Here is a 12,488-nt window from a genome sequence, read left to right as displayed (position 1 = left end):
TATTTTAACTCCGTTTTCAGGGATTTCATATATCTAAGTCATTATTTTTCTATTTTGTATAGAATTTAACCCTGCAAAGTAGAATTTACTTCTGCAAAGTAGAAGTTACTTTTGCAACTCACCAGAAATTTTTTTTGCAGGTAAACCTTGACAAATCTCTTGATTTGATGCATAATAAACAAGTCGGCGGCGTGTGGCTCAGCTTGGTAGAGCGCTACGTTCGGGACGTAGAGGTCGCAGGTTCGAATCCTGTCACGCCGACTCCTTGGCAGGGGCAAGGCCGGAAGCTTTCTGAGTTTCCGGTCTTTTCTTTTTATCCTTGCGAATGATCGTCATGAAACGGCTATATAGATAATACCCATTCCCACAAAAGAAACGCCAACAAAAAAGTACTTCTATTTTCTAAAATCCATGTATAGAAAAATAGAAGTACTTTTTTGTTGGATTGTTTTATTTACAGGATGTCCTGCATACTTTTCAAGCCGATCATCAGTGTAGATGTGTTATGTAATAAGGCAGATGTTGCCGGCTGCAGAATACCTGCAACACCAAGTACGATCAGTCCTGTATTAAATCCGACGATGAATCTGTAATTCTTGTGAATACGTTTCATCAGGCCGTCACTAATCAGTTTCAGTGTAACCAGTTCATTCAGACTATCGGCACCAACTGTGATATCTGCTATCTCACGGGCAATCTCAGCACCGTCGCTGATAGCAATACCGATGTCCGCTGCAGATAATGCCGGTGAATCATTAATACCATCACCGATCATAATAACCTTACGACCGGCTTTCTTCTCCTCTTCAACAAAGGACGCTTTGTCTTCGGGAAGAACCTCTGAATAATATTCATCAACACCGACTCTTGCTGCAATGGCCTTCGCTGTACGGTCACTGTCGCCAGTCATCATAACAACCTTGCTGATGCCGGTTTCTTTCAGTTTCCTGACAACAGCAGCCGCCTCTTCACGCAGTGGGTCTTCAATGCAGATAACTGCAGCCAATTCGTGATCAATGGCCATAAACAGATGTGAGCATTCTGAAGGCAATTTATCAAATTCCTCCATCATACCATCCGGCACGGCACATTTCTCATCTTCAAATACGAAATGATAACTGCCGATAACAACTTTCTTGTCGTTGATCTTGGAAGAAATACCGTGGGCAACAATGTATTCAACCTTTGAATGCAGCTCCTCATGCACCAGATGTCTGTCAATGGCTGCTTGTACAACTGCTTTGGCCATGGAGTGCGGGAAGTGTTCTTCCAGGCAGGCTGCAATACGAAGGAGTTCGTTTTCGCTCATACCGTTAAAAGCAACCACCTGTTTCACAGTCGGCTGAGCCTTCGTAAGGGTACCTGTCTTATCAAATACAATGGTATCGGCTTCTGCCATAGCTTCGAGATATCTTCCACCTTTGACAGTCACATGATAGTTGCTGGCTTCGCGAATCGCCGAAAGAACAGAGATTGGCATAGCCAGTTTCAACGCACATGAGAAATCAACCATCAGCACAGAAATCGCCTTCGTCATATTTCTTGTCAACAGATAGGTAATGCCTGTTCCCAACAACGTATACGGTACAAGTCTGTCTGCAAGATGTTCTGCTTTACTCTCAAGTCCGGATTTCAGCTTCTCTGACTCCTCGATCATCGTAACAATCTTGTCAAACTTACTGGAACCGTTTGTCTCTTTGACGCGAATGGTCAGTTCACCCTCTTCGACCACTGTGCCTGCATAAACCGTGCTCTCTATATACTTTCGGACAGGTTCAGACTCACCGGTAAGAGAAGCCTGGTTCACCATCGCTTCACCCTCTGCAACAGTACCATCAAACGGAACCATATTGCCCATATGAACACGGACAAGGTCACCGGTCTGAATTTTCGTTGTAGGCACAAGCATCTCCTGGCCGTCATTGCACAGCCATACTCGACTGATATTCAGCGACATGCTTCTGGCCAGATCATCCACAGATTTCTTATGGGTCCATTCTTCAAGAATCTCACCAATACCAAGCAGGAACATAACAGAACCGGCTGTACTGATATCACCTCTGAACATGGAAACACCGATGGCTGTCGCATCAAGAACAGGTACCTCGATCTTACGCTGAAGCAGTGTATGAATACCCTGATAAATATACTTTACAGACTTTACACCTGTGATCACCGTTCGGATTGGCATCGGCAAAAACAATTTGTTGCCATAGTGAACAACTACTTTTGTTACAAGTTTATCCCAGTACTCGCGATTGGTCTCTCTTCCGGAATTCTGTCTGTAAACATCCGGAACATCTACTTTCTCATAATGAAAGCTTCTTAACAGAGCGATAACTGCCGATTTCTCACCTGTATAGCAGATTGTCGCATCCTGTGTACGCTCCTGAACTTTGGATGATGTGATCATTTCCTGGGAATCCAGATAATATTGCAAAGTATCCGCTTCTTCAAAAGTCATTCTTTTCTGACAAAAATGAACACGGATCCTTCCTTTTATTTCATGTTTTACAACGAATTTCATGCGAATTATTTCGCCTCGTTTTCCTCAGATGCTTCTTCTGCTGTTTCTTCAGCTTCTTCTACATCCTCAACATCTGTATATTCTTCTGCATCCTTTGCAGCTCTCTCTTCATTAATCTGCTGTGCTTCTGCATAGATATCTTCAGCATTTTCCTGGATTGTTGTTGCTGTCTTCAATACACACTCTTTCGCACGTAAAACAGCGGCTGCACAGTTTGTGTAGAGTTTCTTGGCATCTTTGCTGGAAAGCAGTTTAATACCTGCTGTTCCGAATAAAAGACCTGCTGCAAAAACACCTGTATCTTTCTTGTTAATCTTCTTAAAGCATTTTAACATGATATCATCCTCCTGATTTTGTTTGTAACCGGTAAAACAACGTTTTCTAGGTTTATCCTACATTTTACATATATTTTTTTGTGTTGTCCAGTAATTGATAAAATTTGTCATATTCTCAGGTTACATATTGCTAATCGCTGTTCATCCGGTAACCGACGCCCAACTCGTTGGTAATATAGGTAGCCTCTCCCGGCTTTACGCCGAATTTCTTGCGGATATTGGCCATATTCACCTGAAGTTTTTTAACACTGCCTTCATCCGGATAGCCCCAGACTCCTTTAATGATCGCGGAATACGTCATCATTTTGCCACAATGCTCGGACAGTAATGCCACGATATTATACTCCGTCTGGGTCAGCTTGATTTCCCTGCCCTTAATGAAAACCTGTCTGGCGTCGTATAAAATTTCCAGATCCTGTACAGAAAAACGACCACCCGGAAGTTTACCGGAATCTGCACTGTGAGAACAATTGCGCAATGCAGAACGGATTCTGGCCAGCAGTTCAGCTGCACCAAAGGGTTTTGTAACATAGTCATTGGCCCCGCTGTCAAGCGCTAATACTTTATCCCGTTCATTGGTCCTTGCCGAAAGAACAATAATCGGTGTCAGAGAGTTCTTTCTGACTTCTTTAAGAAATGTCATACCATCCATATCCGGCAGACCAAGATCCAGAATGACCAGATCCGGACAATAAGAAATAAACAACGTTTTGGCCATGGCACATGTTCCAGCCGGGATTACTTGATATCCTGCTGTCTCAAGCATGGTCATTACCAGTGTACTGATATTCTGTTCATCTTCCACAAGAAGAATTTTGTATTTATTATTCACTTTCTGACGTCTCCTCTCTGTTAAGTGAAAATCTGAAAACAACACCGCCTTTGGTATTGTTCTCAGCCACGATCACACCATCATGGGCTTTGATGATTGTCTGGCAGACAGATAACCCTATACCGGAATTGTGTTTTTGGCTGTCAGCGGAAGAAGCTTTATCCTCAAATAAATGGTAGCTGCCGTTAAATATACCGCTGAGACGATCTTTTTCTATACCGCATCCGTCGTCACTGACTTCAAAGACAACCTGCTGGCCCAGCACAAATACTTTCAAAATCAGTTCCGTCATCCCATCTGCATGCAGAACTGCATTCTCAAGCAGATTAAAAATTACCTGTTCGATCAAAATGGCATCCATTGGGATGATAATAATATCCTCTGGCAAGTCCAGATAAACTTCCTGCTGAGGGTAACGCTTGTGAAACTTGACCATAACAGAATCAATCAGTTCATCAAGAACGGTAGGGGTCTTGATAATCTTGATCTTTCCTTCATCAATGCGTGTAATGGACAGAAGATTTTCCACCATGCGCATCAGCCAATCTGAATCTTCTTGGATCCCCTTCAGGATCTTTATCCGCTGCTCTTTTGTATAATTTTCTCCGCTTTCCAGCAAGGTGGTACTGGCCCCATAAATGGTTGTCAGGGGTGTCCGTATATCATGGGATACCGCCCGCAGGAGATTGGCACGCATACGTTCCTTTTCACTCTCTACTTTGATTGCTTCATGCGTTTTGACCTGTGTTGTCAGCATGCCTGTCAATACAGCAATCGCCATCATGACAACTGCAGAAATCATGTTGCTCTGAAATCTGAAATCCAGGGCATAAAAGGGATAAGTATACGCATAGTTGACAGCCAGTGTTCCCACAAGTGCCGATACGATGCCGTAAATATAGCCATCGGTTAAAATAGATGTCAGAAACACTGCAAAAATAAAAATAGCGGTAATATGTTCATGCACACCTGTTTTCTGCAAAATAAAACTGCTGCCAGATGCAACCAGAAAAACCACCGCCATTATTAAAATATTTTTCCATATATGATGACGTTTCTTTTTCATAGTAAACTCCTTTTACCGCTATTTTATCATATTCATATTAAAGATACAGCAAAATCCGCTTATCTGTATCGAATTCTTCGTTTTGTTCGTCCTTTTGGCAGGCCGGCAGGATTATCCTATTCATTCTGATTCGCCCTTTTCTTCATCATGTATGTGACAATTTTGGAGCCTATAAATCCGGAAAAAATGCCAACAAGGATACCTCCCAGAATATCCGTCGGATAATGTACATACAGATACATTCTTGAAAAGGCAATCAAAATTCCAAGTACTATCGCAGCCTTCCAAATTTTTTTATCTCCTGAAAAATATAGCGCTGCCACAGCAGTAAAAGAAGCTGCTGTATGCCCGGAAGGAAATGAATAGTCCGTCGGATGTGAAATCAAAAGCTGTATGGCCGTGTTCACATCACAGGGCCTTGTGCGAGCCACAAGATTTTTCAAGAGGCCATTACATACAATCACATCAATGCAAAGCCCGACTAACATGGCCAGTCCATATTTTCTCATTTTTGGTAGTATAAGTAATAGGATTGTTAAAAAAATCCATATAATTCCCGCATCCCCCAGCTTTGTGATGCCTATAAAAAAATGATCGCCGACTGTTGTGTGCAGGTTTTGTATCATATCAAGAATCTTAATTTCCATTACACATTTCTCCTTTATTTGTTTTTCTATTTATTTTATGATATACTTGCTTTGATTACTTTACTGAAAAGGATTGAAGCATATGCTGCGAAAAATATTAACTTTTTTTCAAAAGGAAACTGTCTTATCTATTTCTGCCATTCTGGCAATCTTATCTATGTTTATTGTACATCCAAACGGCAAGTATTTCTCCTATATTGATTTTCGGACGCTCAGTCTTCTGTTTTGTTTAATGTCAATTGTCGCAGGCCTGAGTGAAATTGGATTATTTGATTATCTTGCCGAAAAAATATTGTCCAGAGCCAACAGCATCAAATCCATCATCGTATTGCTTGTTTTGTTATGTTTTTTCTTTTCAATGATTATCACAAATGATGTCGCATTAATTACTTTTGTGCCCCTTGCAATCATTATTCTAAAAAAAATGTCAGAAAAGCAAAAGAATTACTGGATTTTAAGAACGGTTGTTATGCAGACAATTGCCGCAAATCTCGGCAGTATGCTGACTCCCATCGGAAATCCTCAAAATCTTTATTTATATGCCAGAGCCAATATGTCTGCATTAGCACTCATCCGACTCATGCTGCCTTATTCTATTGCAGCCTTGGTGCTGCTTCTTGTGTGGATACAGATTGCTGCGCATAGAGAACCTGGCTCAACCACCGAGAATCATATAAGTGAATTATTTAGCATACACAAAACAAACGCTCCGAACCAAACATCCCTCATTGGATATCTAATTTTATTTTTAATTTGCCTTTTGGTTGTAGCACATATCATAGATTACAGAATTTCATTCATCCTGGTGATTGGCTATATCTTCTTCAAGAATTGGCATTTATTTAAAAAAGTAGATTACTCTCTTCTACTGACATTTACCGCTTTGTTCATTTTTATTGGAAATTTGAAATGTATTCCGCAGTTTAATCATTTTCTGATCAGCATCATAGATGGACATGAAACCTTAACAGCCATCCTTTCCAGCCAGATAATAAGCAACGTTCCCGCTGCCATTCTTTTATCCGGATTTACAAAGAACTATTCTGCACTCATTATCGGAACAAATATTGGCGGACTTGGAACATTAATAGCCTCCATGGCCAGCTTAATCAGCTTTAAATATATTGCTAAGGAAAAGACGACACTACGTGGTAAATACTTTATGATGTTCACCATTGCAAATATTGTCTTTCTGATTCTGCTGCTGTTATGCATTAACCTTCTATAAATCTGCTGATATCCTTGTACCAAATTTGTTCTCAATATTGAGTATAAACAAAAGCCCTTGCGTATTCTATTCGTAAACGGTAGAACCTAAGTACCTTGAAAAATATCAGGCTGCTTCTGCAGCCACGCTATTTTTCATCCATTTTCTTTGGTTTTCGTATATTTTCTGGAAGTGTTTCTGACCAAGGCAGAAGCTCTTCCAGAAAATTGTTATTTTTATCATCCATATGTTTTGGTATCTCTGTCAGCAGATATCAAAGTAAATATTTCTATCAACAGAACCTTTTATGACAACATCTCTTTCACACAAATACTCCGATAATCACTCGGTGATATTTTATATCTTTCTTTAAATACTCGGTTAAATGTTCTCTGACTTTCAAATCCACTATCCAGACAAATGTTTGTAATAGAATCACTCGTATTTTCCAAACGATGGCATGCATAGTTCAGCCTTGCATCGTTAAGATATTGATTAAAGTTTCTATGGAATGTTTTGGAAAAGAGTCTGGATAAAACATATTTGCTCACCCCCAGATCTTTTGCCATCTCTTCCAGAGAAAACTTCTTCTTAAAATTTGCTGATATATAGGAAACTGTCTGGTAAATAAGATCATTGCTCCCCACACTACTCTTTTCTACCAAATTTAATTTTCCTATGCAGCGTGCCAACACAATTTGAAGATATGCCTGTGCAACAGTAATATCCGACTGTTCTGTCTCTAAAATTGCATTTATACCCCTATATACCTCCGGTTCAACCTTTTCCGCTTTGATGATTGGGTATTCAGGAGCCATGGATTGCATGATATCTGCAAATTTGACTATCGTAAATGGCGATGCAATCAGATAAGTCGTTTTATTTACACCGGGTGTCAGTACCTGATAGTGATGAATAACATATGGAAATACAAAGCCTATATCTCCTTTTTCCATATGGTATAGTTCCTGTCCGACACCAAGTTCTAATGCTCCACTTGTTACACAAACGATCTCCAGTGCATTATGAAGATGTGGTTCAATATGTTTTGACTTCCTATTTATTGCTATAATCTCCTCTTTTGTGTCAACATATTTTAAATGCATGAAATACTCCCCTTTGCAACATTTGTCTATATCTTCTTTCGATTTGGCAAGCAATTCTTTTACACCTATCTTATAATCAACTTGTAAATAAGGAAAGGAGGAATTGCAAATGAGCAACCTAAAAAAATATCTGAATGACCTTTTAGTATTCTACACTGAATATTTTGAGCATCCTTACCATGTATAAATACTAAAAGGACTATTTTGTGAAAACTGTATATTTTCTTAAGGCCATTTCACAAAAATGAAGTGGTCCTTTTTTTATAAACTTTCAATAAATCTTTTGAATGCAGCTTTCCCTTCATCTGTTCTCTTGTAAACGCCTGCATCCTCCAGAACTTTCGCAAACACAATTCCAATTTCTTTCTGTATGATAGAATGAATATTACTATCTGTAATCTTATATTTTGGTATCCATCCCTCTGCCCATTCAGCATGGGCAGCCACTGTTTCATTCTGTCTCAGGTCTTCATGATTCAGAATTGCCTGTTCTAGTTCTGCCATTTCTTTCTTCAATCTGGCGGGTAATACAGCCAGTCCCATAACTTCAATCAGTCCAATATTTTCCTTTTTGATATGGTGATACTCAGTATGCGGATGGAAAAGTCCGAGAGGACAATCAATAGTTGTGATATTATTGCGCAAAACCAAATCCAGTTCATACAAATCTCCACGCATCCTTGCAATTGGCGTAATTGTATTGTGTGGGATGCCATCTGTATCACTGAAAATATTAACTTCTGGATCCGAATATCCACGCCACTTCGTAAGGATATGATTTGCAGCCGCTACAATACTATCCATTGCTCTCCCCTGTAAACGAATCACTGACATCGGCCACTTTACAATTCCTGCATGTATATCTGGATATCTCTCTAAGTCAAATTCCTGTTCATAAGGAGCTTTTGCCATAGCAAAGACATAACTGCCACCCTGAAAATGATCATGACTCAAAATAGACCCTCCTACGATTGGCAGATCTGCATTGGAACCTGCCATATAATGAGGAAACTGCTTAACAAAATCAAGAAGTTTGTTAAAAGTTATCTCATTAATCGCCATCGGAATATGATTCTTGTTAAATATAATGCAATGCTCATTATAATATACATATGGTGAATACTGTAAATAATACTGTTCTCCACACAGAGTAATTGGTATAATCCTGTGGTTTTGTCTTGCTGGATATGAGAGGTGACCTGCATACCCTTCGTTTTCCCTGCAAAGCAGGCACGCCGGGTATCCAGATTTTTTTGCAGTTCCATCTTTTGCAATATCCCTTGGATCTTTTTCTGGTTTTGACAAGTTAATTGTGATATCCATCTTGCCAAATTCTGTATCAGTCTCCCACTTTTCATCCTTTATAATCCGATCTGTGCGGATATAGTTTGTTGCCTGGCTGAAATGATAATAAAATTCAGTTGCTGCCTTTGGGGATACCTGATATTTTTCTTCAAAAATTTTTCTTACCACGGACGGTGCAGGTGTTAAAATACCCATGATCTTTGTATCAAGAAGATCCCTCATTGTCACTGTATCATCTTCAAGAATTCCCTGTGACAACGCAAACTCTAACAAATCATCCAAAATGAGCTGTAATTTTCTCGGTTTTCCTAGTTTCTCCGGTTCTTGATAATCTTGCCTTTGAAACAATTCCAATAAGCCGTTTGTAACATACACTTTATCTGCATCATCTATCAGTCCATTTTCTAGTCCATAAGCCACCAGTTCAGAAATCAGCTGATCAATCATTTTACCGTTTCCCCCTACTCATATGCATCTTGGTGAACAGCTTTACAAAAACCTGTTTCAAGATTATCAACAACTACAACATTTTCTCCTACCGCAATCAGCTCATATACAGTATGAGAACCAATATAACCTGCTCCGCCCAAGACTAAAATGCTACTCATAGATTATTTCTCCTTTTCTTTGTTTTTATGATTATAAAACTTTTATGCCACCATACTTACGAATTTTTAATACTTCACATGAACCATTTCCAAATATCTTATCCATCTCTTTTTGATAGTTGGACACCAGATAATTGGGAACAAATGCCTGTATGGTTCCTGCAAATCCTCCTCCATGTACTCTGCACACGCCTTTTTTTCCAAATATCACGTCACTTAATGCCAATGCAATAGACACATTCTGATGTTGCACATCGTGACATGTATATACATTCTGAAGGTATTTAAAAGAAGAATCTCCGGATTCTTTCACTTTGGTCAGAAATTGTGGAAAATTATTCTTTTTTAGTGCATCTACTTCCTCTTTGACACGCTCATTTTCGCATACAAAGTGTAATGCCCTGAGTGTAGCACGATCACCAGCGCAGTCACGTATCCGTGTGATATTATTGATAATCTCTTCCTTGGATACCTCTCCTAAAAAGTTTTTTCCAAAACATTCCGCTGCCTTTTTCATTTCCTGTGGAATTGCTGCATAGTCTGGGGTCAAATCTGTGTGAGTGCCTTTCGTATCTGTAATACATAAACTATATCCATATGTATTCAAATCAAACTTCAACTGTTCCACAATCGGATTTTCCGGATCTGCAAAATCAATATGTATCAGACTTCCTACTGAGCATGCCATTTGATCCATTAAACCACATGGTTTTCCGAAATACACATTTTCTGCATACTGACCAATCTTGGCAATTTCTATCGGATTAACTTCACCACCATTGTACATATAGGAAAGAATCGTTCCAATAAGTGTTTCAAAAGCAGCTGAGGAAGAAAGGCCTGCACCAATCAACACCTCACTGGTCACATATGCCTGAAATCCTCCAATTGCATGACCATCCATTTTCATCTTGGCAAGCACACCACGGATGAGTGCATTCGTGGTACCTTCTTCTTCTGTTTTTTTCGCCAGCTCATCCAGCTGAACGATAATCATACCACTATATCCATCTGACATCACTTTTACAATCGGTTCATCCAGTTTTCTTGCAACTGCGATTGCATCATTGTTAATGGATGCGGCAAGTACCTCCCCATGCTGATGGTCCGTATGGTTTCCTCCTATTTCACTTCTTCCAGGTGCACTGAATATCTCTATTTCACCTTCACCGAAAAATGTCTTGTAACTGTCGATTGCTTTCCGATAACGTTCCTTCTCATATGGAATCCGGTTCAAATCAACATATAATTCTGTTAATTTATTATCGAAAAAAGTCCCATTCAATAATTCGATCGTTTTTTTAATTTCCATAATACCACCCCAATCACCTTATATATAGAAAAAGCACTGTCTCATCGAGCAACGACCAGACAACGCTTTCTCCTGTCAATTCTAATTTATGTCTGATGCATCTGTTATTTCATCTGCAGCAATTCCTTTTTCTGCTTTCAGTTTTTTATTTGCATCTTCTACATTCATTCTTGAAAGTACAAACATAATCAATACATCAAAGATTAACGGAAGCCAAAGATACATAAACTGCATCATATCAAGTGCAGACTGCGGCTGAGTTGCATTTGTTCCGACATATCCACTGAACTCAAGCATCCATCCAACAACAGCGGTTCCAAGACCTCCACCGATTTTTACGCCAAGAGAAGTACAAGAGTACATCGTTCCGTCAATTCTCTTTCCCTGTGTAAGATAAGTGTATTCAGAGCAGGATGCGATAACTGCATTCATATCTCCCTGCCATGGTCCCTGACCTAAGGCTGCAAGAGCTGTAAACGCCATCATCAGCGGAACACTGCCCATATATCCGGCAACAACAACAAGTGCTCTACCAATGACTGCTAAAACATAACCTCTTAAGTTCAGTTTGTACATACCTTTCCACTTACCAACTAAGGTTGGTGTAAAAATTAAGGCAATGATCAGTGGAATATTAACTGCCCATGCAAATTGTCCAAACAAATTCTTATTTTTCAGTACCCATGTCATGTAATAAATGCCAGCTCCAATCATGGCACCATATAACTGCTGTAAAATATATGTTCCACAAATCATCATGTAATATTTGTTTTTAACAAGAAGCTTGAATGCCTGTACCATTCCGTACTTTTCATTATCATCCTTTACTTCTCCTTCGTTAAGTTCTTCCTCAGGAAGTTCCTTAACAGAAAGTGCTGAAATCGTATTTATGACAAGGCCAATGATTGCATAGATAATAGCAACCGTTCTCCATGCCGCAGCATCTCCACCACATTTATCTACAAATCCAACTGTAATCGCCTGAATCAGAAGACTTGTTGAAAATGCAAAAATAAAACGGTAAGATCCCATCTGCACACGCTCTTTGCTGTTCTTTGTAATCAATGACGTAAGTGCTGAGTAAGCAATATTGTTTGCTGTATAAAACACACCATTTAACAGTGTATAAGAAATAAAGAACCATGCGTATTTAGCCGTTGTTCCAAAGCTGACTGGTACTGCAAAGCAGCAGACCAGCGTAATGGCACAACCAATGTATCCGTATAGCATCCATGGCTTCGCTTTTCCCATTTTACTGTGTGTTTTGTCAATCATTGATCCAAAAAATATATCCGTAAAACCATCAAATAGTTTTGATGCGGCAATCAGGGTACCTACGACACCTGCAGCAAGTCCTACTGAGTCCGTCAGATAGACCATCATGAAAGATGTCAGGAAGGCATAGACTACATTACCTGCAATATCACCTGATCCATATCCAATTTTGTTATACCATTTCAAATACTTTTTTTCTTCCAACGAATTTCTTTGCTCCTCATCTTCATCGCACTTAGAATCTCAATATGTCTAACCGTATGATGTC

Annotated in this window: 10 protein-coding genes, 1 tRNA gene and 1 pseudogene; 2 read left to right on the top strand and 10 right to left on the bottom strand. The window is 39.5% G+C overall.

The window, feature by feature from the left end; genetic code table 11:
* Window positions 1–187: 187 nt before the first annotated feature.
* Window positions 188–261, top strand: a tRNA-Pro gene (locus NBH03_RS02835).
* Between the two features lie 193 nt (window positions 262–454).
* Here the strand turns inward: NBH03_RS02835 and NBH03_RS02830 are convergent.
* From NBH03_RS02830 to NBH03_RS02810, 5 genes are all read right to left on the bottom strand, one after another.
* The gene (locus tag NBH03_RS02830; RefSeq protein ID WP_250796876.1) at window positions 455–2,527 is read right to left on the bottom strand and encodes a heavy metal translocating P-type ATPase; all 2,073 of its coding nucleotides are present in this window, start codon (window positions 2,525–2,527) and stop codon (window positions 455–457) included.
* A gap of 5 nt (window positions 2,528–2,532) precedes the next feature.
* A complete protein-coding gene (locus NBH03_RS02825) occupies window positions 2,533–2,862 on the bottom strand; it encodes a DUF6110 family protein (protein WP_215689930.1) in 330 nt (109 codons plus the stop codon).
* Between the two features lie 130 nt (window positions 2,863–2,992).
* Window positions 2,993–3,694 carry a response regulator transcription factor gene (locus tag NBH03_RS02820; protein ID WP_117528623.1) on the bottom strand — a complete coding sequence of 234 codons (702 nt, stop codon included), beginning with the start codon at window positions 3,692–3,694 and terminating at the stop codon, window positions 2,993–2,995.
* Window positions 3,687–4,760, bottom strand: a complete 1,074-nt coding sequence (locus NBH03_RS02815) for a sensor histidine kinase (protein WP_250796874.1) — start codon at window positions 4,758–4,760, stop codon at window positions 3,687–3,689. Before NBH03_RS02815 ends, NBH03_RS02820 begins: the two co-directional genes overlap by 8 nt.
* 116 nt (window positions 4,761–4,876) lie before the next feature.
* Complete coding sequence (locus NBH03_RS02810) at window positions 4,877–5,407, bottom strand: phosphatase PAP2 family protein (protein ID WP_015514495.1); 531 nt, start codon at window positions 5,405–5,407, stop codon at window positions 4,877–4,879.
* A gap of 82 nt (window positions 5,408–5,489) precedes the next feature.
* On the opposite strand from NBH03_RS02810, the gene NBH03_RS02805 reads away from it, so the two are divergent.
* Window positions 5,490–6,635 (top strand): SLC13 family permease, encoded by a 1,146-nt coding sequence (locus NBH03_RS02805; RefSeq protein ID WP_250796871.1) that lies wholly within the window; start codon window positions 5,490–5,492, stop codon window positions 6,633–6,635.
* 284 nt (window positions 6,636–6,919) lie between these two features.
* On the opposite strand, the gene NBH03_RS02800 is transcribed toward NBH03_RS02805, so the two are convergent.
* From NBH03_RS02800 to NBH03_RS02780, 5 genes and pseudogenes are all read right to left on the bottom strand, one after another.
* Window positions 6,920–7,720: a helix-turn-helix transcriptional regulator gene (locus NBH03_RS02800; protein ID WP_250796869.1), complete on the bottom strand. Its 801-nt coding sequence runs from the start codon at window positions 7,718–7,720 to the stop codon at window positions 6,920–6,922.
* 261 nt (window positions 7,721–7,981) lie between these two features.
* Window positions 7,982–9,472, bottom strand: a complete 1,491-nt coding sequence (galT, locus tag NBH03_RS02795) for a UDP-glucose--hexose-1-phosphate uridylyltransferase (protein WP_250796867.1) — start codon at window positions 9,470–9,472, stop codon at window positions 7,982–7,984.
* 23 nt (window positions 9,473–9,495) lie between these two features.
* Window positions 9,496–9,633: pseudogene (locus tag NBH03_RS02790) on the bottom strand (NAD-dependent epimerase/dehydratase family protein); the annotation flags it as partial.
* Between the two features lie 31 nt (window positions 9,634–9,664).
* Window positions 9,665–10,945, bottom strand: a complete 1,281-nt coding sequence (locus NBH03_RS02785; protein WP_250796865.1) for a galactokinase — start codon at window positions 10,943–10,945, stop codon at window positions 9,665–9,667.
* A gap of 81 nt (window positions 10,946–11,026) precedes the next feature.
* The gene (locus NBH03_RS02780) at window positions 11,027–12,424 is read right to left on the bottom strand and encodes an MFS transporter (RefSeq protein ID WP_250796861.1); all 1,398 of its coding nucleotides are present in this window, start codon (window positions 12,422–12,424) and stop codon (window positions 11,027–11,029) included.
* Between the last annotated feature and the right edge of the window lie 64 nt (window positions 12,425–12,488).

This window comes from Coprococcus intestinalis (genome assembly GCF_023656595.1).
In the GTDB taxonomy this organism is placed as follows: Bacteria; Bacillota; Clostridia; order Lachnospirales; family Lachnospiraceae; genus Coprococcus_A; species Coprococcus_A intestinihominis.
Note: the sequence above shows the minus strand (reverse complement) of the source record. Positions and strands in the feature narration are given on the sequence as shown.